Annotated in this window: 18 protein-coding genes; 14 read left to right on the forward strand and 4 right to left on the reverse strand. The window is 69.4% G+C overall.

Annotated elements, in window-relative coordinates:
- Positions 1 to 2 precede the first annotated feature (2 nt).
- The 10 genes from AC07EQ_RS19530 to AC07EQ_RS19575 all read left to right on the forward strand — a co-directional run bounded on the left by AC07EQ_RS19530 (position 3) and on the right by AC07EQ_RS19575 (position 12,352).
- On the forward strand, positions 3 to 467 hold the full coding sequence (locus tag AC07EQ_RS19530; RefSeq protein ID WP_478389335.1) for a MaoC family dehydratase N-terminal domain-containing protein: 465 nt from the start codon (positions 3 to 5) through the stop codon (positions 465 to 467).
- Entirely contained in the window at positions 464 to 844 is a 381-nt protein-coding gene (locus tag AC07EQ_RS19535) for a MaoC/PaaZ C-terminal domain-containing protein (RefSeq protein ID WP_478389336.1), read from the forward strand. Before AC07EQ_RS19530 ends, AC07EQ_RS19535 begins: the two co-directional genes overlap by 4 nt.
- A gap of 16 nt (positions 845 to 860) precedes the next feature.
- Entirely contained in the window at positions 861 to 1,664 is an 804-nt protein-coding gene (locus tag AC07EQ_RS19540) for an SDR family NAD(P)-dependent oxidoreductase (RefSeq protein ID WP_478389337.1), read from the forward strand.
- 78 nt (positions 1,665 to 1,742) lie between these two features.
- Entirely contained in the window at positions 1,743 to 2,900 is a 1,158-nt protein-coding gene (locus AC07EQ_RS19545; RefSeq protein ID WP_478389338.1) for an acyl-CoA dehydrogenase family protein, read from the forward strand.
- Positions 2,901 to 2,975: 75 nt separating this feature from the next.
- Positions 2,976 to 4,124, forward strand: a complete 1,149-nt coding sequence (locus AC07EQ_RS19550; protein ID WP_478389339.1) for a CaiB/BaiF CoA transferase family protein — start codon at positions 2,976 to 2,978, stop codon at positions 4,122 to 4,124.
- Positions 4,125 to 4,712: 588 nt separating this feature from the next.
- Positions 4,713 to 6,410, forward strand: coding sequence for a class I adenylate-forming enzyme family protein (locus tag AC07EQ_RS19555; protein WP_478389340.1), 1,698 nt, complete (start codon positions 4,713 to 4,715; stop codon positions 6,408 to 6,410).
- 131 nt (positions 6,411 to 6,541) lie between these two features.
- A complete protein-coding gene (locus AC07EQ_RS19560; RefSeq protein ID WP_478389341.1) occupies positions 6,542 to 8,407 on the forward strand; it encodes an alkyl/aryl-sulfatase in 1,866 nt (621 codons plus the stop codon).
- 34 nt (positions 8,408 to 8,441) lie between these two features.
- On the forward strand, positions 8,442 to 9,905 hold the full coding sequence (locus AC07EQ_RS19565) for an aldehyde dehydrogenase (RefSeq protein ID WP_478389342.1): 1,464 nt from the start codon (positions 8,442 to 8,444) through the stop codon (positions 9,903 to 9,905).
- Positions 9,906 to 9,920: 15 nt separating this feature from the next.
- The gene (locus tag AC07EQ_RS19570) at positions 9,921 to 10,994 is read left to right on the forward strand and encodes a zinc-binding dehydrogenase (RefSeq protein ID WP_478389343.1); all 1,074 of its coding nucleotides are present in this window, start codon (positions 9,921 to 9,923) and stop codon (positions 10,992 to 10,994) included.
- Positions 10,995 to 11,125: 131 nt separating this feature from the next.
- The gene (locus AC07EQ_RS19575) at positions 11,126 to 12,352 is read left to right on the forward strand and encodes a TetR/AcrR family transcriptional regulator (RefSeq protein WP_478389344.1); all 1,227 of its coding nucleotides are present in this window, start codon (positions 11,126 to 11,128) and stop codon (positions 12,350 to 12,352) included.
- Between the two features lie 154 nt (positions 12,353 to 12,506).
- Here AC07EQ_RS19575 and AC07EQ_RS19580 read toward each other — a convergent pair whose 3' ends face one another.
- Both AC07EQ_RS19580 and AC07EQ_RS19585 read right to left on the reverse strand, forming a co-directional pair.
- Positions 12,507 to 13,598: a M20 family metallopeptidase gene (locus tag AC07EQ_RS19580; RefSeq protein WP_478389345.1), complete on the reverse strand. Its 1,092-nt coding sequence runs from the start codon at positions 13,596 to 13,598 to the stop codon at positions 12,507 to 12,509.
- Between the two features lie 13 nt (positions 13,599 to 13,611).
- Positions 13,612 to 14,622: a LacI family DNA-binding transcriptional regulator gene (locus tag AC07EQ_RS19585; RefSeq protein ID WP_478389346.1), complete on the reverse strand. Its 1,011-nt coding sequence runs from the start codon at positions 14,620 to 14,622 to the stop codon at positions 13,612 to 13,614.
- Positions 14,623 to 14,774: 152 nt separating this feature from the next.
- Between AC07EQ_RS19585 and AC07EQ_RS19590 the strand changes: the two genes are divergently transcribed.
- The 3 genes from AC07EQ_RS19590 to AC07EQ_RS19600 all read left to right on the forward strand — a co-directional run bounded on the left by AC07EQ_RS19590 (position 14,775) and on the right by AC07EQ_RS19600 (position 17,721).
- Positions 14,775 to 15,515 (forward strand): glutamine amidotransferase, encoded by a 741-nt coding sequence (locus tag AC07EQ_RS19590; protein ID WP_478389366.1) that lies wholly within the window; start codon positions 14,775 to 14,777, stop codon positions 15,513 to 15,515.
- Between the two features lie 128 nt (positions 15,516 to 15,643).
- Positions 15,644 to 16,651, forward strand: a complete 1,008-nt coding sequence (locus AC07EQ_RS19595; RefSeq protein WP_478389347.1) for a DMT family transporter — start codon at positions 15,644 to 15,646, stop codon at positions 16,649 to 16,651.
- Positions 16,648 to 17,721, forward strand: coding sequence for a phosphotriesterase family protein (locus tag AC07EQ_RS19600; RefSeq protein ID WP_478389348.1), 1,074 nt, complete (start codon positions 16,648 to 16,650; stop codon positions 17,719 to 17,721). Before AC07EQ_RS19595 ends, AC07EQ_RS19600 begins: the two co-directional genes overlap by 4 nt.
- Positions 17,722 to 17,815: 94 nt before the next feature.
- On the opposite strand, the gene AC07EQ_RS19605 is transcribed toward AC07EQ_RS19600, so the two are convergent.
- The gene (locus tag AC07EQ_RS19605; protein WP_478389349.1) at positions 17,816 to 19,501 is read right to left on the reverse strand and encodes an MFS transporter; all 1,686 of its coding nucleotides are present in this window, start codon (positions 19,499 to 19,501) and stop codon (positions 17,816 to 17,818) included.
- A gap of 337 nt (positions 19,502 to 19,838) precedes the next feature.
- On the opposite strand from AC07EQ_RS19605, the gene AC07EQ_RS19610 reads away from it, so the two are divergent.
- The gene (locus AC07EQ_RS19610; protein WP_478389350.1) at positions 19,839 to 20,309 is read left to right on the forward strand and encodes a MarR family winged helix-turn-helix transcriptional regulator; all 471 of its coding nucleotides are present in this window, start codon (positions 19,839 to 19,841) and stop codon (positions 20,307 to 20,309) included.
- A gap of 145 nt (positions 20,310 to 20,454) precedes the next feature.
- On the opposite strand, the gene AC07EQ_RS19615 is transcribed toward AC07EQ_RS19610, so the two are convergent.
- The gene (locus AC07EQ_RS19615; RefSeq protein ID WP_478389351.1) at positions 20,455 to 21,648 is read right to left on the reverse strand and encodes an MFS transporter; all 1,194 of its coding nucleotides are present in this window, start codon (positions 21,646 to 21,648) and stop codon (positions 20,455 to 20,457) included.
- Between the last annotated feature and the right edge of the window lie 119 nt (positions 21,649 to 21,767).

The following is a 21,767-nucleotide window of genomic DNA, read 5'->3' on the forward strand; positions in this document are numbered from 1 at the left end:
CGATGGTCATCGACCGCAGCATCATCGGCAGCCGCGCGCCCGTTCACTCGGTGGACGTCGAACGCGGACGGCTGCGCTTCTTCGCCAAAGCGACCGGCCAGACCGACCCCACCTACACCGAGTTGGAGGCGGCCAAGGCCGCCGGCCACCGCGACCTGCCGGTGCCGCCGACGTTCCTGCTCTGCCTGGACGCGGAACGGCCCAATCGCTCGTCTTTCCTGCAGGACCTGGGCATCGATGTCCGGACGATCCTGCACGGCGGGCAGTCCTTCGAGTACCACGCACTTGCTTACGCGGGCGACCGGCTGACCTTCGCCACCGAGGTGTCGGACGTGTACGAGAAGAAGGGCGGGGCGCTCCAGTTCATCGTTCGCACCACGACCGTGACCCGTGGCGATGCGTTCATCGCCCGCATGAGCAGCACCATCGTGGTGCGCAACCTGCCCGGCAAGGAGGCGGCAGCGTGAAAGCCGGCGACACCTCGACGGTGGAACTCCCGAAGATCACCCGCACGACGCTCGCGCTGTACGCGGGGGCGTCCGGCGACCACAACCCGGTGCACATCGACATCGACGCCTGCCGTGCGGTGGGCATCGAGGACGTCTTCGCGCACGGCATGCTCTCCATGGCGTATCTCGGCCGACTGCTGACCGACTGGGTGCCGCAGGAGCGGATCCGCTCGTACCAGGTCCGGTTCTCCGCGATCACACCGGTCAACTCCACCCCGGCCTGCAAGGGCACCGTCACCCGCGTCGAGGACGGCCTGGCCCACCTCGACCTGACGGTCTCCCTCCCCGACGGGACCGTGACCCTCCAGGGCTCCGCCGTCGTCAGCACCAACTGAGAGGACTGCGCACATCATGGGAACTCTGGACTCCAAGGTCGCCATCGTCTCCGGCTCCGGCCGCGGCATCGGCCGCGAGATCGCCCTGAAGCTCGCCGCCGAGGGAGCGGCCGTCGTGGTCAACGATCTCGACAAGGACCCCGCCGAGCAGACCGTCGCGGACATCATCGATGCCGGGGGCCAGGCTGTGGCGTGCACGGGCTCGGTCAGCGAGGAGGGCTTCGCGGAGCGGTTCGTGAACGCGGCCGTCGAGTCGTTCGGTGGCCTGGACATCATCGTCAACAACGCCGGGTACACCTGGGACACCGTCATCCAGAAGATGACCGACGAGCAGTGGGACGTCATCCTGGACGTCCACCTCAAGGCCCCCTTCCGGATCCTGCGCGCCGCCCTGCCGTTCTTCAAGGCGAACCCGGCCGATCATCACCGCAAGGTCGTCAACGTCTCCTCGGTCTCCGGTCAGTTCGGCAACCCGGGCCAGGTGAACTACTCCTCGGCCAAGGCCGGTGTCATCGGCCTGACCAAGACCATGGCCAAGGAGTGGGGCCGCTACAAGGTCAACGTCAACGCCGTCGCATTCGGTTTCATCCTGACCCGCATGACGGAGGCGACCGCCGCCGACGACGCCTTCATCGAGATCGACGGCCGCAAGATCAAGGTCGGCATCAGCGCGAATGCTGCCGCGAACGCCTCCAAGGTGATCCCGCTGGGTCGGCCGGGCACCCCGGCCGAGGCCGCCGGCGCCGTCTACCTGCTGTGCACCCAGGAGGCCGACTACGTCTCCGGCCAGTGCCTGACCGTCGACGGCGCCCGGCACTGAAATCCTCGCCCCGCCGGGAGATCGCCGCAGCGGGCACATCATCCACCGTCCACTCCACACACAGCGGGAGGCCTGCACATGAAGCGGACCATCTACAACGACGACCACGAGGCGTTCCGGGCGATGATCCGGGACTTCATCGCGAAGGAGGTGATTCCCCACTTCGAGCGGTGGGAGAAGGAGAACCTGGTCGACCGCGAGCTGTTCCGGAAGCTCGGCGAGCTGGGCGTGATGGGCTTCGGCATCCCCGAGGAGTACGGCGGGCCGGGGGAGACCAGCTACAAGTACCAGGCGATCATCAACGAGGAGACCTCCCTGCACGCCGTCTCCTTCGGCCACTACTCGGTCTCCACCGGCATCGTCCTGCCGTACCTGCTGCGCATCGCCGATGACGAGCAGAAGAAGCGCTGGCTCCCCGGCATCGCCTCCGGCGACACGATGCTCTGCATCGCGATGACCGAGCCGGGCACCGGCTCGGACCTGGCGGGCATCCGCACCACCGCCCAGTTGTCCGAGGACGGCACCCACTACGTTCTCAACGGCGCCAAGACCTTCATCACCGGCGCCCGCAACTCCGAGCTGTGCGTGGTCGCCGCCCGCACCTCACCGGCCACCGAGCAGAACCGCCGATTCGGCCTGAGCCTGCTGGTGGTGCCGACCGACAGCGAGGGCTTCGAGTACGGCCGCAAGCTGGACAAGATCGGCCTGCGTTCCTCGGACACCTCCGAGCTGTCCTTCACCGATGTCAAGGTTCCGGTGGAGAACCTGCTCGGCGAGCAGGACCGGGGCTTCTCCTACCTGGGGCAGAACCTGCCGCGCGAGCGGCTCTCGATCGGTGTCGGCGCGGTCTCCTCGGCCACCGCCGCGATCAACTTCGCCCGCGAGTACACCTTGGAGCGCCAGGTCTTCGGCAAGCCGGTGGCCTCGTTCCAGAACACCAAGTTCGCGCTCGCCGAGTGCGCCGCCGAAGTCGAGGCCCTCCAGGCGCTGGTCGACAAGGGCATCGAGCTGGACGACGCCGGCGAGCTGACGGCCGCCGACGCCGCGAAGATCAAGCTGTTCGGCACCGAGGTCGCAGGCCGCGTCATCGACAAGTGCCTGCAGCTGCACGGCGGTTACGGCTACATGCTGGAGTACCCGATCGCCCGCCTGTACGCGGACACCCGCGTCTCGCGGATCTACGGCGGGACCAGCGAGGTCATGAAGACCATCATCGCCAAGGACCTGGGCCTCTAGCTCCGCCGCACTGCCCGGCCGCCCCGGACTCCGCGGGGCGATCGATACGACCACGCCGTCAAGGAAGCCGAGCCCGTGAGAAACGCACCTACCGTCCACACCGGACCGCTCGCCGGTATCCGCGTCGTCGAACTCGGCGGCATCGGCCCCGGCCCCTTCGCCGGGATGCTCCTGGCCGACCAGGGCGCCGAGGTCATCCGCATCGACCGTCCCGCGGGGGCCGGCCAGGCCTCCGGTCATCCGATCCTGCACCGGGGCCGCCGCTCGGTCACCCTGGATCTGAAGGACCCGGCGAGCATCGAGGCCTTGCTGAAGATCATCGACACCGCCGACGCGCTCGTCGAGGGATTCCGCCCGGGCGTCACCGAGCGCCTGGGCCTGGGCCCGGTGACCTGCTTGGCCCGCAACCCGAAGCTGGTCTACGGCCGGATGACGGGTTGGGGGCAGGACGGCCCGCTCGCCCAGAGCCCTGGTCACGACATCAACTACATAGCGGTCGCCGGTGCCCTCGGCGCGCTCGGTGGCGCCGACGAGAACCCGCCCGTCCCGTTGAACCTCTTCGGTGACATGGGCGGCGGCGGGATGCTGCTCGCCTTCGGCATCACCACCGCGCTCGTCCACGCCCAGCGAACCGGTGCGGGCCAGGTGGTCGACGCCGCGATGACCGACGGCACCGCGGTGCAGCTCGCCCTGATCCACGGCCTGCTCGCGACCGGCCGCTGGACCGATCAGCGCGCCTCCAATCTCTTCGACGGCGCCGCGCCCTTCTACCGCACCTACCGCACCTCGGACGGCGGTTTCATGGCCGTCGGCTGCGTGGAGCCGCAGTTCTACGCGGCGCTGCTGGAGGTGCTCGACCTCACCGGCGATCCGCTGTTCGCGAAGCAGCACGACCGCGATGCCTGGCCGGTGATGGGGGAGCGGCTCGCGGAGATCTTCGTCGCCAGGACCCGCGAGGAATGGGCTGCGACCTTCGACGGCACGCAGTCCTGCGTCACCCCGGTGTACGGCTTGACGGAAGCCGCCACGCACCCGCACAACGTGGCCCGCGGCACCTACGACACCAAGAACGGCCTGCTGCAACCCGCCCCCGCCCCGCGCTTCCTGGGTACCCCGGCCGCAGCCCCGCACCCGGCCCCGGTCGTCGGCACCCACACCCGCGAAGTGCTCACCGAGATCGGCCTCGACGCGGCCGCCGTCGACGCCCTCGCATCCCACAGCTGATCCGGCGCCCGGCCTCGTCCCGCACCCCCGCACCTGCGTTCCGGGGCGACGTGTGGACGGCGGGCGAGGTCGCGCACCGGGGTGCCCGGATCACCGGAGGAACTGCGGGCTCTCGCCATGGCCCCAGAGTTAATCGGCAATAACGTTGTGTCTGCACTACCGGTGACGGCTTCACGCTTCTGTCCGCATTCGGTTCGGTCGCGCCGGATGGTGCGGTCTGCTCGTTGGCGGGCGACGTGGAGGGCGGATCGATGTCCGGATATTCGGCGATTTTACAGGGAAGTTGCGCGCGCTTGTCGGCGAGTGGCAGGGCGGTGCCCGTGTGCGTGCCGTGTCTTGTGGAGATGCTTTCGCCGGTGGGTCTGGACATAGAAGTGAATACATATTAACTTAGTTCCTGGAGGCAGACTCGGATGTGAGAGAAAGAGTTCCTGCCAGTTCTACGAGATTCACCTGGAGCGATAAGACCCTCCGGGACCTACTGGTGATCCGCCGCCACAACACCGCTCCGCGGCACCCGGACCACCCCGCGGCAGCAACCCGCATACGCCTTCGGGACAGCCATCCTCCTGAGCAAGGGAGTGCCCTATGAGTCGGCCATGGCCGAAGAACATGCCTTTTTCGCTGGACTACCCCAAGACAGGCGCCGACTCCCTGCTCGCGGGTGCCGCCCGTGCCTACCCGGATCGCATCGCCCTGCTCGACGGCGACGAGACGATGACCTTCGCCGAGCTCCACGACAACGCCCTGCGTGTCGCGAAGGCCCTGCATGATCGCGGACTGGAGCCCGGCGACGCGGTCGCCCTGCACATGCCGAACTCGATGTGGTACATCGTCGCCTACTACGGTGCGCTCTGCGCCGGCGTCGCGGTCGCCCCGATCAACCCCGCCCAGCCCGCGGTCGTTCTGCGCGCCCAGCTCGCCGACTGCCGGGCGAAGGCGGTCTTCACCCATCCAAGCAACGCAGTGGTCCTCTCCGAAGCAGCAGCGGAGAACATCCGGTTCACGGTGTGCATCCCGGGAACCGCCGCGTCTCCCGCCCCAGCGGAGGCGCGACCTCTCGAGGACTCGGTGCCGCTCTCGGACCTGCTGACCTCCGCTCGGCTCGAAGGCTACGCCGTCGACCCGGAGCTCGTCGCGCATCTCCAACTCACCGGCGGCACCACGGGCCGGACCAAGGCCGTCCGGGTCCTGCACCGGAACCTCGTGGCCAATGTCATCCAGACCGGCTGCTGGCGCTGCGCGGGCGTACCGAGCCTGGACGACCAGGGCGGCATCCGCGTCACCCAGGTCGATGACCCGCCGGAGCAGGCGATCACCCCTGGGCGGGGCTCGAACATCGCGATCGCCCCGCTCTTCCACGGCCTCGGCCTGGTCGGTCACAACCTCAACACCCTGCTCGGCGCCACCGCCGTCATCACCGGCGGCCGCTTCGATGCCGACCAGTTCATCGCCGACATCGAGAAGTACGGCGTCACCCACATGTCGGGGTCCCCGGCCATGTACTACGGCATGCTGCGCAGCCCCGCCCTCGGCAAGCACGACGTTTCGTCAGTGCGCCTGATCACCTCCGGTGCGGCGCCGATCGACACCACCGCGCTGGGCAAGCTGCGCGAGGCGTTCCCGAACGCGAGCGTCACCGAGGGCTACGGCCTGAGCGAGGCCACCATGGGGCTGACGATGTCGCCGCTGGGCTCCCGGGTACCAACGCCGCTCGGCAGCGTCGGAGTGGCGATCTCCGACACCGAACTGAACATCCGCGACATCGACGGCACCACCGTGCTGCCGCAGGGCGAGACCGGCGAGGTGTGGGCCCGCGGTCCCCAGATCACGGACGGCTACTCGGGCGAGCCCGAGTTGACCGCCGAGCAGTTCGTGGACGGCTGGCTGCGCACCGGCGACATGGGCCGCCTCGACGAGCACGGCTTCCTGTTCCTGGTCGGCCGGGCCAAGGACATGCTGATCTACAAGGGCTACAACGTCTATCCGCAGCCCCTGGAGGAAATCCTCTGCGCCCACCCTGCGATCGCGCAGGCCTCGGTCGTCGGCCGTCCCCGCGACGACGTCGGCGAGATCCCCGTCGCGTTCGTCGTGCTGCGCCCGTCCGCGACAGCCGAAGCCGAGCGCGGACAGGAATTCCTGGACGAGGTGATGGCGCACGTCGCCGAGAAAGTCGCCCCGTACCAGAGGATCCGCGAGCTGCGAATCGTCGATGCCCTGCCGCTCACACCGACCGGCAAGGTCCTCAAGACCCAATTGCGGGCCCGTCTCGAGGAATTCCGGTAAATCCCCGCTGATCGGGGATCGGCTCCCCGATGCCGTCGAGAGCCGAGCGTGTTCGTCGAGCGATGCTCACCGGACATCACGCCAGCCACCGCTGAAAGTGCATTCCTCCGTGCGATACGAGGCGAGAAACCATGACCAGCACACCTGGACCGGACTGGGACGACACCACCGACCGCACCAACGCCACCCGCGGCCTGATCGACAAGCTCGATCCGTGCGTCATCCGCGATGACACCGGCCGGGTCGTCTGGGACAACGAACGCTGGAACTTCCTGCACGCGGACGAGTGCCCCGAGACCGTGCACCCCGGACTGTGGCGACAGGCCGGGCACAACACCGCGCAGGGCCTGTTCGAGGTGGTGCCCGGCATCTACCAGATCCGCGGCTTCGACGTCTCCAACATGACGATCATCGAGGGCGACACGGGCGTGGTGGTCGTCGATCCGCTGATCTCCGCGGAGTGCGCCGCCGCCGGGCTGGAGCTCTACCGGCGCAATCGCGGCGAGCGGCAGGTGAAGGCCGTCGTGTACACCCACAGCCACGGCGACCACTTCGGTGGAGCGCTTGGCGTCACTTCGTTCGAGGACGTCGCCGCGGGGCGGGTCGCGATCGTCGCGCCCGACGGTTTCATGGAGCACGCGGTCAGCGAGAACGTCTTCGCCGGGCCGGCGATGCGCCGTCGTGCGGTCTACCAGTTCGGCAAGTCGCTGCCGGCCGGCCCGGAGGACTCGGTCGGGTTCGGAATCGCCCAAGGCACTTCCACCGGCACCGTCGGCCTCATTCCGCCGACCGTGACGGTCACCGAGACGGGCGAGGAGATGTCGTTCGACGGGGTGCGGTTCGTCTTCCAGCTGACGCCGGAGACCGAGGCCCCCTCGGAGATGAACTTCTACTTCCCGGACCACAAGGTCCTGCTGATCGCCGAGAACGTCAACCACACCCTGCACAACGTGCTCACCTTGCGCGGAGCGCTGGTGCGGGACGCCCATTCCTGGGCGGTGTACATCACCGAGTCGATCCGGCTCTTCGAGGACGTCGAGGTCCTCATCGGCTCCCACAACTGGCCGACGTGGGGCCGGGCCGAGGTGATGGGGATGCTCACCGAGCAGCGCGATGCCTACGCGTACATCCACGACCAGACGGTGCGACTGATGAACCGCGGCCTGACCGGCCCGGAGATCGCCGAGGAGATCCAGGCATTCCCCGGCGAGCTGGGCAAGGCCTGGAGCGTGCGCGGCTACTACGGATCCATCAGCCACAACGTCAAGGCCGTCTACCAGCGCTACATGGGCTGGTTCGACGGCAACCCGGCACATCTGTGGCAGCATCCGCCGGTCGAGCAGGCCAAGCGCTACGTCGCGGCGATCGGCGGTGCCGATGCCGTCGTCGACAAGGCCCGCGAGTCCTTCGACCAGGGCGACCTGCGCTGGGCCGCCGAGTTGCTCAACCACGTGCTGTTCGCGGCGCCCGAGCACGCCCGTGCCCGCGAGTTCCAGATCAAGACCTTCGAGAAGCTCGGATACGCCCAGGAGAACGGCATCTGGCGCAACTTCTACCTAACGGGCGCACAGGAACTTCGAAGCGGCGTCGAGGAGCGGGGTGCCGTCGGATCGCACCAGCAGCGAGCGGACATGCTCGCAGGGCTGGACACCGGACAGATCTTCCAGCTCATGGCGGTACGCCTGGACGGCCCGCGTGCGGCGAGCCACCGCCTGCTGCTGCGCTGGGAGTTCGCCGACACCGGCGAGGTGTGGACGGTGTTGGTCGGCAACGGCGTCCTCACACCCATGAGGGGCGGCGCGCCCGGCGGGGAAGCCCCGCAGCTCACGATCCGGCTGGAGCGCGCCACGCTCGACCGCATCCTGGCCAAGCGGGCCACGTTCGCTGACGCCACCGGCTCCGGCTCGGTCGTCCTCGACGGCGACGCCACCGTCCTGTCCACATTGCACAGCCTGCTGGAAGAGCCCCCGCGGAATTTCGCCATCGCCCTCCCGTAACCGTTTTTCCGCCGCACAGCCAAGGAAACAGCTCATGACCGAGTTCGTGGAGCACCACAAGCTCTTCATCGCGGGGAAGTGGACCGAGCCTGCCGGCGCCGAGACCATCGAGGTGGTCTCCCCGCATACCGAGCAGGTGGTGGGGCGCGTGCCTCACGCGACCCCTGCGGACGTGGACCGGGCGGTGGCCGCAGCCCGCGCCGCGTTCGACGACGGCCCGTGGCCGCGCATGACACTCGCCGCGCGCGCTGAGGTCGTCACCCGCATCAAGGACGGTCTCCTCGCCCGCCACAAGGAGCTCGCCGAACTGGTCACTCGCCAGAACGGTTGCCCGATCACCGTTTCCGTCCGCGCGCAGGCACTCAGCGCCGTCGCCGCCTTCGGCTCCGCACTGGCGGTCGCCGATCGGCTGTCGCTGGAGGAGGAGCGCCAAGGGCTAACCGGCCCGCTGCTGGTGCGGCACGAGCCTGTCGGAGTGGTCGCCGCGATCACGCCGTGGAACGTGCCGCAGCTGACCATCGCGGGCAAGCTCGCCCCGGCGCTGCTGGCAGGCTGCACCGTCATCGTCAAGCCGTCCCCGGAAACGCTGCTGGACGCTTACCTGCTCGCCGAGGTGTGCGAGCAGGCCGGCCTGCCGGAGGGCGTGCTGAGCGTGCTACCGGCCGACCGGGCGACCAGCGCGCACCTGGTCTCGCACCCAGGCGTCGACAAGGTCGCGTTCACCGGTTCGGTACCCGCGGGCAAGCAGATCATGGCTGCTGCGGCCGAGAACCTCACCCGGGTCACCCTGGAGCTCGGCGGCAAGTCCGCCGCGATCCTGTTGGCGGACGCCGACCTCGACGCCGCCCTGCCGAACCTCATCGGCGGTGCCTTCGCCAACAGCGGCCAGGCGTGCGTGGCCCTGACCCGCATCCTCGCCCCGGCGAGCCGCTACGACGAGATCGCCGACCGGCTCACCGCCGCAATCGGCGCGTTGAAGGTCGGCGACCCGTTCGACCCGGCCACCGAGATCGGTCCGATGACCAGCAAACGCCAGCAGCAGCGCAACCTCGACTACATCCGCATCGGCCAGGCGGAGGGCGCGAAGGTCCTCACCGAAGGCGGCGTCCCCGAGGATCTGACCACCGGTTGGTACGTCGAGCCGACCCTGTTCGGCGAGGTCACCAACGACATGCGGATCGCCCGCGAGGAGATCTTCGGCCCGGTCGTCTGCCTCATCCGCTACCAGGACGAGGACGAGGCGATCCGGATCGCCAACGACTCCGACTACGGCCTCGCCGGCACCGTGTGGGCGAGCGACGACGCGCACGGCACCGAGGTCGCCCGGCAGATCCGCACCGGCACGTGCTCCGTCAACTGCCAGCGCTTCGATGTCGCAGGCCCGTTCGGCGGCTACAAGAACTCCGGTATCGGCCGCGAGTTCGGTCCCGAGGGATTCGCCGCGTACCTGGAGACCAAGACCATCCACCTGCCGCCCCCTGCCCAGAACCCCGCATAGCGAAGGAGCTTCCCCATGCGCGCAGCAGTGCTTCACGAGACAGGCGACGAGACCCTGGACGTCACCGACATCGAGGCCGTGTCCTTCGGGCCCGGTCGGGTCCGCGTGAAGATCCACAAGGCCGGTCTGTGCCACTCCGACTTGTCCGCGATGAGCGGCGTGCTCACCCACCCCGCTCCCTTCGTCCCCGGCCACGAGGGCGCGGGCGAGGTGGTCGAGGTCGGTGAAGGCGTCACCCACGTCAAGCCCGGCGATCGCGTCATCGTCTGCTGGATGCCGCCGTGCGACCAGTGCCCCTCCTGCGCCGCGGGCGACGGACACCTGTGCCGCAGTGGCCGCGGCAGCCTCGAGCCGAACTTCCGGAACGGCGAAGCGGCGCTCCTCGGCATGAGCGGTGCCGGCACGTTCGCGGAGGAAGTGGTCATCGCCGGATGTGCGGCGATCCCGATCCCGGAAGACCTGCCGTACGACATCGCGGCCTTGATCGGTTGCGGCGTCACCACCGGCATCGGCGCAGCCCTGAACACCGCGAAGGTGCAGCCCGGTTCGTCGGTGGTCGTCATCGGCCTGGGAGGCGTCGGGATGAGCATCCTGCAGGGCGCCAAGGTCGCGGGTGCCGCGCGGATCATCGCCGTGGACCCGACCCCGAACCGCCGGGCGTGGGCGCTGAAGTTCGGTGCCTCCGAGGCGATCGTCCCCGAGGACCTGGAGGCGGCCAAGCAGCGCCTGACCGGTGGTTTCGGCTTCGACTACGCCTTCGAAGCCGTGGGCAAGCCGGTCACCCTGCGCGCCGCTTACGACGCGACCCGGCTCGGCGGCACCGTCTGCCTGGTCGGCGCGGGCTCCCGCACCGATCTGCCGGACCTCAACATGACCGAGCTGGTGATGAACGAGAAGAAGGTCCTTCCGTCCTTCTACGGTGGCGATGACGTGCGCCGCACCTACGCGAAGATCATCGACTTGTGGCGGGCGGGCCGCATCGACCTCGAGTCGATGATCACGCACCACGTTCCGCTGACCGACATCAACGAGGCGATCCGCTACATGCATACCGGCGAAGCACTGCGCACCGTCATCGACATCGCCTGACCGGGCCTGCTCCCCGAAACGCTGGGCACCGCGCAACCGTGGGCTCCCGGCCGTGCCCTGTGGACTCCGCACATGCCGCACAGGCAAGCCCCAGGAGATGGCTCTCGATGAGGACGTGAGGTGGCAGGATCGTGGCGGCGCGCAGACCTCCCAACCGCAAGGCGCTGGTTCTCACCGCGGCCACCGAGCTCTTCTTGACGCACGGCTACCACAAGGTGTCCGTCGCCGATGTGGCCGACGCCGTGGGCATCACCGCTCCCGCCGTCTACCGGCATTTCCGCAACAAGCAGGATCTTCTGCTGCACGCCGTCCTCGGCAGCCTGGATTCCATCGACAGTCTGATCAGGAACTCCACCGGGCTCGACGAAGCGCTGTCGTCCCTGGCGGAAAAGGGAGTCGAGCGGCGTGGCGTGGCCGCGACGTGGGAGCGGGAGGCCCGTCATCTCGGCACCGCCGAGCGGGCCGTGGTCCAGCAACGCGTGGCGGGCACGAGGAAACACCTGGCCTCCCTCGTGCGGGCTGCCAGACCAGAGCTCTCGCCCGCCGATTGCGAGCTGTTGGCGGTGGGCGCGCTGGCGGTGCTCGGCAGCAGCTCCCGCCGTCGGCTGCGTCTGTCCCGGCAGCGGCACGAACAGCTGCTGTACCACCTGGCTGCCCTGACAACACGATGCCAGTTGGCGAAGTCCCCGGATGCCGGGCCTTTGCCGGGAGGCTCGAAGATCAGCGCCGGTACCGTCGAGGGGCTGCGGATACCTCGCCGGGAGCAGTTGCTGACCGAGGCGACCCGGCTGCTCGACGAGCGCGGCTTCCAGTCCGTCAGCATGAGAGACATCGGCGAGGCCGTGGGGATCGTGGGCTCCGCCGTCTACCGTCACTTCGCGAACAAGACCGAAATCCTGGTGGTCGCGGCGAACCGGGGCGGAGAGAGGATGCGGACGAGCGCGGACGAGGCCCTTGCCCTCGCCAGGGAACCACGAGAAGCACTGGAGCTGCTGCTGCGTGCGCACGTGGCCGTCACCATCGAACACCGGCATCTGGTCGGCATCCTGGCCAATGAAAGCGAACAGCTTCCCGACGAAGAACGTGCGGCGCTTCGACGGTTCCGGAGCGAACGCGCGGATTTGTGGGCTCAAGTACTGGACAAGGCCCAGTCGGGGAAGGACCCGCTGGAAGCCGGGGTGGCCATCCGCGCAGTGCGCGCAATGGTCCACTGCGTGGTCCGCGCCAGGTTTTCCGGGGCGCGGCCGGACTTGGGCGAGCGGTTGGTCGAGCTGGGGACAGCCCTGCTGCTGGATGGGCGAGGTGCTCCAACCGCTCTGCTCCGGCCGGCCCTCGGCGGACGCGACGCGGTGGGCTGACGGTCAAGCCGGTCACGCGTCCCGCGTCAGGTCATCGCCGTGCACGACGACCGCGCGGGGCTGGTCGGCAGGACGACGATCATTCGCTGTGGCTGAGCCGAACTGGGGCGGCCGCCCGCCTTCTCGTGCCCTGCGAGCCGGACGCGAGCGAGTCCTACTGGCCTGAGCGCCACGTGGTGAGCAGCCGGGTCAGCGCCTCGGTCGCTTCGCGGATCGCCGTGACGGAGCACGTCTCGTCGGTGACGTGCGCCTGATCGGGGTCGCCCGGGCCGTAGATGACGACCGCGGGCGAGCCGAGGGCAGTGGCCAGCACCGAGGCGTCGGTGAAGTACGTGGCGTACTCGGGCCGTCGGCCGGAATCCGACGGGCGCAAAGCGTCGATGATGGTGCGCGCCAACGGGTTCTCGGGGTCGGTGGCGACGCCGGGCAGGTCCAGCTCGGTGGCGAAGTCCGTACCGGGCAGCGCGAGCTCGCCGATCGCGGCACGTGCTTCGGCGGCGGTGAACTCCGGCGTGGTGCGGATGTCGAGCACCAGCTCGGCCCGGTCCGGGACCAGGTTCGGCTGCACACCGGAGTGGAACGCGCCGACGTTGACCGTGGCGGGGCCGTGCGTCGGGCTGGTCGGCCAGCCCGCGTGCCGGTGGATGCGCACGGCGGTTTCGGCCAGTGCGGCGAGGGCGTTCTCGCCGAGTTCCGGGCGGGATCCGTGGGCGCTGCGGCCGTGCGCGGTCAGCCGCAGCCACAGGACTCCCTTGTGCCCGAGCACGATCCGGTTGGCGGTCGGCTCGGCGACCAGCAGCGCGGGGCTGGGTGCGAGCTCGGGGAGCAGCGCCGCGCCTTCGCAGCCGGTTTCCTCGCCGAAGGTGAACACCAGCTGCACGGCCAGGTCGTCAGGGCTGGTGCGGGCGCAGTGCATCGCGGCTGCGGCGATCGCCGCCACGCCGGCCTTCATGTCGCTGCTGCCGCGGCCGCGCAGCCGGTCGCCGTGGATCTCGCCGCTGTGCGGGTCGAACGACCACGTCGCCGGGTCGGCAGGCACCGTGTCGAGGTGTCCGGTGAGGGTGATCGGGGTGCCGGTGCCGAACCTGGCGACCAGGTTGGCGCGGTCGGGGCGCGGTTCGTCGACCGCGACCTCGAAGCCGGCCGACGTCAGCATCGGGGCGAGCAGGTCGGCGGCGGCCTTCTCGCCGGCCGCGCGTGTGTCGAGTCGGACGAGCTGCTGGGTGAGCGCGATCGGATCGGTCACGGGTCCTCCGTGGTCAGTGCTGGGGCGGGGTCGCGGAACCGCGGATGACCAGTTGCAGCGGGAGGGTCCGCCGCACGGTGCCGGTCTCCGGTTCGGCGATGCGGGCGTGGACCAGTTCCAGGGCCCCGTGGGCCAGGTCGGCGACGGGCTGCTGCAGGGTCGTGAGCTTCGGGCGCAGCCATTCGCCGACCCGGATGCCGTCGCAGCCGATCACCGACAGGTCCTCCGGGATGCGCAGGCCGTGCAGTTCGGCGGCGCCGAGGACGCCGACCGCGGCGATGTCGCTGCCTACGAACACGGCGGTGGGCGGCTGCGCGGCGCCGGTGAGGTACGGGAAGGTGCTCGCGCCGAACTGCTCGGTGTAGGGGCCGTGCAGGATCAGGTCCTCGTCGACCTCCAGGCCGGCGTGCGTCATCGCGTCGCGGTATCCGCGGAGGCGGTCGCGGGTGGTGGAGAGCTCCCGCGGTCCGGCTATGTGCGCGATGCGCCGGTGTCCCAGCTGCGCCAGGTACGCCGTCGCCTGGTAGGCGCCGCCGTAGTTGTCGACCCCGATGGTGTCCACCCCGGCGGTGTCGGCGATCTCCTCGTCGAGCACGACCACCGGCAGCCCGTCGGCGATGGCCTGGAGCAGTCGCGGGTTCTCCCGGTGCATCCCGACGTAGATCATCCCGTCGATGTCCTCGGCGCCGGCGACGAAATCGCTCACCTTGGCTTCCCGCTGCGCCTGCCGCCCGGTCACGCCGATGACGAGCGAGGCGCCGCTGACCGCGGCGGCCGTGGCGATCTCCTCGGCCAGCGCCGCGAAGAACGGGTTGACCAGTTCCGGGACGATCAGCGCGATGACCGGGCCGTGGTCGCGTGCGGCGTCCGGGGATGCCGACGGGCGCACCTCGTAGTGCAGTTCCCGGACGGCGGCGTCGATCCGGGCAGCGGTTTCCGACTGCACCTTCAGCTGGCCGCGCAGGTAGCGCGACGCCGTCGAAGTCGACACTTGCGCAAGTTGCGCAACGCGCGTCAACGTCATCGCCGCCCCTTTCGTCGAGTGCTCGACCGCAGTGTATCGGCAGGTCTCCGGGGGATTGCTCTTGACGCGCCGAACGGGCCCGCTTATGTTTGCGCAACATCGAGCGCAAAGTTTGCGCAAAGAACGTTCATCAGGAGGCGGAATTGAGTCGGGTGCTGTTGGCCGGGGAGTCCTGGGTCGCGCGGACGACCGACGTCAAGGGCTTCGACGCCATCGACCGGGCCCAGCTCGAGATCGGCGCCGAGGTGTTGCTCGCGGCGTTGCGCGCCGAGGGGCACGAGGTGGTGCACCTGCCGTCGCACGCCGTGGCGACCGACTTCCCCGCGTCGACGGCGGAACTGGACGAATACGACGTGGTGATCCTGTCGGACATCGGCGCGAACTCGCTGCTGCTGCACCCGCAGGTGTTCAACCAGGGACGCCCCTTCCCGAACCGGCTCAAGCTGCTGGCCGAGTGGGTGCGGGGCGGCGGCGGGCTGGCCATGGCCGGCGGCTACCTGAGCTTCCAGGGGTTCCAGGCCAAGGCGAACTTCCACGGCACGCCGATCGAGGACGTGCTGCCGGTCGAGATCCTGCCCTACGACGACCGGGTGGAATGCCCCGAAGGCGTCGCCGGCGAGCTCACCGGAACCGCGCACCCGGTCACCGAGGGCCTGGACGCGCAGTGGCCGATCCTGCTCGGTTACCAGCGGCTGATCGCCAAGCCCGACGCGGCCGTGCTCGCCACGGTCGAATCCCGGCCGCTGCTGGCCGTGCGCGCCGAAGGAGCCGGCCGGACCCTCGCCTTCGCCTCGGACATCTCGCCGCACTGGGCACCCACCGAGTTCATGGAGTGGCAGGGGTACCGTCGGCTGTTCCACCAGGCGGTCACCTGGTTGGCCGGCGACCGGTAGCCCGGTCCGCGCCCCGCCGGGCTGCCCACGTCACCCGCGGTGTGCCTCGGCGCGACAACGACGTCCAAGCCTTGCCCCCGTCTCACCTCATCCGGTGCACCACGGACAACTAGGGAGTGCGCACCGCCATGACCAATACACCCGCTCCTCCGGTGGCCCCGCCGGCGACGTCCGGCCGGGCGGCCCGCGGCGTCACCACGACCGCCCTCGTCATCGCCACGGTGCTGGCCGGCATGCTCAGCCCGCTGCAGTCAGCGGTCAACGGCGCGCTCGGCGAGACCGTCGGCGACGGCAACAGCGCGGCCGTGATCTCGTTCGGCAGCGGCTTGGTGCTGATGCTCGTCATCGTGTTCGCGCGGCCCGGCACGCGCCGGCAGGCGCTGGGCATCCCGCGCCTGATCCGCAGCCGTCGCATCGGCTGGTGGAACTACCTCGCCGGTCTCTGCGGCGGCGCGGTGGTGCTCTCCGAGGGCGTCTCGGTCGGGGTGCTCGGGGTGGCGGTCTTCCAGATCACCCTGATCGCGGGCCTGATCATCTCCGGGGTCATCTGCGACCGGATCGGCGTCACCGCGACGGTCAAGCAGCCGATCTCGGTCGCCCGCGGGCTCGGCGCCGCGCTGGCCGTCGCCGCCACCGCGGTCACGATCTCGCCGAACTTCCACGTGCCGCACGCGATCGCGCTCGCCGTCCTGCCGTTCGCCGCCGGGCTGCTCGCCGGGTGGCAGCCGGCGGGCAACGCGGCGGTGGCGCGGGAGAGCGGCTCGATGCTGGTGTCGATCACGTTCAACTTCCTGGTCGGCTTCGTCGTCCTGCTGGCGGGCCTGCTGGTCCGGCTGGCGATCGGGACGGCGCACTTCTCGCTGCCGCCGACCTGGTGGATGTACACCGGCGGGGTGCTGGGCCTGCTGTCGATCGGATTCATGGCGCTGCTGGTGCGCGGCCTCGGCCTGCTCCTGCTCGGGCTGGGTTCGGTGGCCGGGCAGCTCGTCGGTTCGCTGCTGCTCGACCTCGTCGTGCCCGCGGTCGGCCACCCCATCCACCTCGTCACCGTGATCGGCACCGTGCTCGCGCTGGTCGCCGCCGGGATCGGGATGATCCCCTCCCGCCAGGCCGGCGAACCGGGAGCCGCGCGGTGACCGGCGGGTTCGTGCAGACCGTCACGGGTCCGGTGCCCGCGGTCGAGCTGGGGCTCGTCCTGCCGCACGAGCACCTCTTCAACGACCTGTCCGGGGTGCTCGACCCGCCGAGCTACCGGTTCACCGAGTTCCTGGCCGATCGCGCCGTCGACGCATCGGCGGCGTGGGCGCTCCGGCAGGACCCGTACTGCTGCGCGGACAACCTGGCCGCCAAACCGGTCGACGGCGTGGTCGACGAAGTCGCGGCCTTCCAGGCGGTCGGCGGCCGGACCATCGTCGACGCCACGTGCAGCGCGGCCATCGGCCGCGACCCCGACAAGCTGGTGGAGGCGGCCCGCCGCACCGGCCTGAACATCGTCATGGGCTGCGGCGCCTACCTGGAGAAGTTCGAGGGCGAGCGCATCACGGCGAACTCGGTCGAGGCGCAGGCCGCGAGCATCGGCGACGAGCTCGCCCGCGGCGTCGGCGAGCACCGGGCCCGGCCGGGGATCATCGGCGAGATCGGTGTTTCCCCGGACTTCACCCCGGCGGAGTCGGCCTCGTTGCGGGCTGCCGCGCTCGCCCAGCGCGAACATCCCGAGGTGGCGCTCATGATCCACCTGCCCGGCTGGCAGCGCCGCGGGCACGAGGTGCTCGACATCGTGCTCGACGAGATCGGCGTCGACCCCGGCCGGGTGGTGCTGTCGCACATGGACCCGTCGGCGGCGGACACCGCCTACCAGGCCGGCATCGCCGACCGCGGGGTCTGGCTGGAGTTCGACATGATCGGCATGGACATCACGTTCCCGAAGGAGGGTGAGGCCCCGGCGAGCCGGGCGAGCGCGGCGGCCGTCGCGGGGCTCGTCGAGGCCGGCCACGGCCACCGGGTGCTGCTCAGCCACGACGTCTTCCTGAAGCAGATGTGGACGCGCCACGGCGGGAACGGATTCGCATTCGTGCCAACGGTTTTCGCCGAGATGCTGCGGGTGCTCGGAGTCGGCGACGACTGGATCGAGACGCTCACCCGGACCAATCCCGCCCGCATGCTCAGCGGGCAGGAACGGGCCGACTCCACAGGGTGCGGCTCGTGAGCTCACCGCGAAGGCGCAGCGGCTCTCTTCGTCGATGAGCTCGTCCTGACCCCCGCGCTGATTCGTCCTGCGCGTTCCCGGCTCGCTCCGATGATCATCCCTTGTGGACTGTTGAGCCGGGGGAGGGCGCTCGCTGGACGCTGCTGGGCTTTTGCGTTGGGTTCGGCTGGGGCGTCGATGGATCGCCGACGCTGCTCTCCATGGCGGGCCTGCGCCGGTCGCGTAGCAGCAGTGCTACGACCGGTGCGGCGACGGCGAACATGGCGAAGAGGATCCACAACACGGTGTGCAGGGCTCCGGTGTACGCGGCGCCGGCCACGTCTGTGAAGGCTTGCCGGGCCGTGTCGGGCTGCACGCTCTTGACGAGCGTGTCCATGTCGCCCTGGTTCAGGAGGTTCGCGACCTCGGCCGGATCGTCCGCGTAGGGGCTGTCGAAGGAGCTCAGGTCGTTGCCCAGGCTGCTGCGGGTGAGGCTGACCAGCAGCGAGCTGATCGCCGCGATGGAGGCGGCCTCGCCGGCCAGGCGCATGGTGTTGAACATGCCGGCGGCCATGCCCGCACGTCCTGCCGGGACGCTGCTGACCGCGGCACCGTCGAGCAGGCCGAAGGAAATGCCGGTGGCGATGCCCAGGACCAGCAGCGGGGCGAAGATGGTCCAGTTGGACGAGCCGGGCTCGATCACGGTCAGCCAGGCAGTGCCGAGCGTCATCAGCACGATGGTGATGACGAGCTGCACCTTCGCCGGAATCCAGCGGGTCAGGAAGCCCGCGATCATCGGGAAGGCCAGGGTCGCTCCGGTGAGCATCATCAGGGTCAGGCCCGCCTGTTGTGCGTTGAGCCCGTCCACCGCCGAGAGGTAGGTGGGAAGCGCGACCAGCAGCGGGGTGAACCCGAAGACCACGACGACCGCGGTCAGGCACAGTGCCAAGAACTGCGGCCGGGCCAGCAGGCTCAAGTCGAACATCGGCTGTTCCTGGCGGTGTTCGATGACGACGAACGCGATGAGCAGTACCGCGGCGGTCAGGAAAGACCCGAGCACCAGCGCGCTGAGCCAACCCGCCTGTGGCCCTTCGACGAGGCCGAAGATGAGCAGCAGCAGGGCGCCGGTGAAGGTGACGGTGCCGCCCCTGTCCACCCGGCCGGCCGCGGGGTTGCGGGACTCGGGGATCAGCGGGGTCAGCGCGACGACCACGAAGGCGATCACCGCGGGCACCAGGAAGACGGCCCGCCAGCTGAAGTTGCCGACCAGCACGCCCGCGATGGTCGGGCCCAGGGCGAGACCGATACCGGTGGTGGTGCCGAACACGCCGAACGCGCGGGCGCGGGCGGGGCCTTCGAATGCCTGGGCGAGCAGCGCGCTGCCGCTGGGCAGGGCCGCGGCGGCGCCGAGACCGGAGGCGGTCCGTGCGATGTCCAGCACGAGGATGTCCCCGGCCAGGGCGGAGATCAGCGCACCCACCGCGTACAGGCCGGTGCCGATCGCGAACGTGCGGCGCCGGCCAACGAGGTCGGCGAGGGACCCGGCCGCGAGGACGAAGCACCCGAAAGCGAGGTTGTAGCCGTTGATCGCCCACTGCAGGGAGGCCAGTGGGGCATGCAGTTCCGCGCCGATGCTGGGCAGTGCCACCGAGGTGCCGGCCATGGACAACGGCAGGAGCAGAGCGGACAGGCACGTGGACAGCAGAACGACTGCCGCCCGTCGGCGGGTTGTGGGAGGGGAGGCGCTGATGGCTGAGGACATGAGGTGCGCCGCCTCCGAAACGGCGCGGGGCTTGCTCATGGCAGGGATGTCAGGGTTCGAGACAGTATCAGGACTCTGATTCAGATGAAACCCCTGATTCGATCGCGCAGGCAGGGCCGCAGAATCCTGGTAACACGGGTGCTCGTGCTTGCGGACAGTGCTCGAACAGCTGGCTGTAAGCTGATGCAGGTACGAACCCTGATAAATGGACGCGTGCGTACGCCGAGGATTTCCGCGCTGAGTTGCTCCGGTTCCATGCACATGTCGCCCGGTGCCGGAGACCGCTGACCGAGCAGGACCGCTAGCTGAGGTGCGAGCTGTGCATCGGCAGCCCTGATCCGGCATAGAGTCCACGCATGAGCACGGGGAGCAGGACATGACGGGTACGCCAGCGGCAGCCGACGGGCGCACCAACCTCACGGACCACTTCAACGACCGGACAGGTCACCTCATCAAGCGCGCCGAACAACACTTGATCAGCGAGAAGAGCCGCGCCCTCCGCGCCGTGGACCTCACGGTGCCGCAGTACGTGGCCCTCTTGGTGTTGCAGCACCAGCCGGGCTTGTCAGGGGCGCAGTTGGCACGGGAGTGCATGGTCACGGCGCAGACGATGACCACGGTCCTGAACAATCTCGAGGGCAAGGGACTGATCACCCGCACCCCTTCGCAGGTGCATCAGAAGGTGCTGGTCTCCAGCCTGACCCGCTCGGGCCGGACCGTGCTCAGGAAGGCCGACAAGCTGGCCGGTTCGGTGGAGAGCCGACTCGACGACGAGTTCACCGAGGAGGAACGACAAAACCTGCACGGCCTCCTGGAGCGTGCCATCGTCGCACTCCAGCGCGCCTGAATCACTGAGGGTTTTCCAACCTCGTTTTGCGTGGCGGTGCGGGTGGCGGAACCTCAGAGGCTTCCTGGAATGTGGGAGGGGCCGCCGTGTGGAGGCGAGAGCAGGGGCAGGAAGGCGAACGCCAGCAGGGCCAGGGCGAGGTTGATCACTGGATGCCGGTCTCCAGCACACCGGAGGCGGAACCGGCGTCCCGTTCGGGCACACCGGTCAGCACGATGTTGATCAGCGGTGTCAGACCGAGTCCTTCGCCGAACCCGATGACCGCGAAGGACACGACGATGGCGGCATTCGACAGCTCCTCGCCGTAGCGCATCGCGGCCACCAGAAGGGCCACCGTGCCGAGCACGTTGATCGCGTATCCGATGGTCAGGACGTGGTGCCCGAGCTTCGGCTGGATCCTCGGGGCCACCAGGGAGGCGATCCCGAAGAAGAGGGCCAGCGGGGTGAAGATCAGACCTGCCTTCAGCGGCGAGAACCCGAGGGGGCCCTGGAAGTGGAGCGAGACGAGGAAGAACAGCCCGGTGTTCCCCGCGACGAAGGTGAGGGAAAGGCCCGCCCCCGCACGGAACTTGCGGTGCTGGAGCAATGCGGGGTCGGCCAGCGGCAGCCCGTTCCGCCTCTTGGTGCGGTTCTCCCAGCGCGTGAAGGCCCAGCCCCCGAAGACCGCGGGGACCAGCAGCGCTAGCGGCAGTGCATGGCCGTGCTCGCCACCGCCGGCGATCAGCGGGGCGATGACGAACAGCAGCGTCACGGTGAGCAGGAGGACGCCGACGAGATCGAGGCTCGGTCGGTCCTCCTTGCGGTCCTTGGGAAGCAGCGCCAGCGAACCGAGCACCGCGGCCAGGCCGAAGGGAATGTTGATCAGGAATACCGTCCGCCACGAAAGACCGGCGACGTCCAGAGTGATGAGCAGGCCGCCGACGGTCTGGCCGATGATGGTGGCGATCCCGGTGACCGCGCCGAAGACGCCGAAGGCCATGGCCCGGTAACGGCCGGAGAACTCGATCTGGATGATCGAGAGGGTCTGCGGCAGCATCAGGCCGGCCGCGATGCCTTGGAGCACGCGGAAAGTGATGAGCGCGGCCGGAGCCCACGCCAGCGCGCAGGCCAAGGAGGCGGCGCTGAAGGCTGTCACTCCGATGATGAAGAGCCGGCGGTAGCTGAAGAGATCGCCCAGCCTGCCCCCGGTCACCAGCACCAGGCCGAAAGCGAGGGTGTAGCCCGCCACGATCAGTTCCATCTCGGTGACGCCGGCGCCCAGGTTCGCGCGAATGGGCTGGAGTGCCACGTTCACGATGAACAGATCGAGCTCGACGAGGAACGTGCCCGCCAGTACCACGATGAGTAGTAGCCACTGGCGCAGAGCGGGGGGATCAGCGGGAGCGGGGCGGGATTCCCCTTGCGGGGGTGCTGCGCGGTCAACCATGTCGATCAAGTCTTCTGAGCCCGCATCGGGCG

It is taken from the genome of Saccharopolyspora sp. NPDC045839, assembly GCF_056431645.1.

Bases quoted from the DNA above. Each gene is read 5' to 3' on its own strand.
- AC07EQ_RS19530 (WP_478389335.1), top strand. From the start codon at position 3: ATGGTCATCGACCGCAGCATCATCGGCAGCCGCGCGCCCGTTCACTCG.
- AC07EQ_RS19540 (WP_478389337.1), top strand. From the start codon at position 861: ATGGGAACTCTGGACTCCAAGGTCGCCATCGTCTCCGGCTCCGGCCGC.
- AC07EQ_RS19545 (WP_478389338.1), top strand. From the start codon at position 1,743: ATGAAGCGGACCATCTACAACGACGACCACGAGGCGTTCCGGGCGATG.
- AC07EQ_RS19555 (WP_478389340.1), top strand. From the start codon at position 4,713: ATGAGTCGGCCATGGCCGAAGAACATGCCTTTTTCGCTGGACTACCCC.
- AC07EQ_RS19560 (WP_478389341.1), top strand. From the start codon at position 6,542: ATGACCAGCACACCTGGACCGGACTGGGACGACACCACCGACCGCACC.
- AC07EQ_RS19565 (WP_478389342.1), top strand. From the start codon at position 8,442: ATGACCGAGTTCGTGGAGCACCACAAGCTCTTCATCGCGGGGAAGTGG.
- AC07EQ_RS19570 (WP_478389343.1), top strand. From the start codon at position 9,921: ATGCGCGCAGCAGTGCTTCACGAGACAGGCGACGAGACCCTGGACGTC.
- AC07EQ_RS19585 (WP_478389346.1), bottom strand. From the start codon at position 14,622: ATGACGTTGACGCGCGTTGCGCAACTTGCGCAAGTGTCGACTTCGACG.
- AC07EQ_RS19595 (WP_478389347.1), top strand. From the start codon at position 15,644: ATGACCAATACACCCGCTCCTCCGGTGGCCCCGCCGGCGACGTCCGGC.
- AC07EQ_RS19605 (WP_478389349.1), bottom strand. From the start codon at position 19,501: ATGAGCAAGCCCCGCGCCGTTTCGGAGGCGGCGCACCTCATGTCCTCA.
- AC07EQ_RS19610 (WP_478389350.1), top strand. From the start codon at position 19,839: ATGACGGGTACGCCAGCGGCAGCCGACGGGCGCACCAACCTCACGGAC.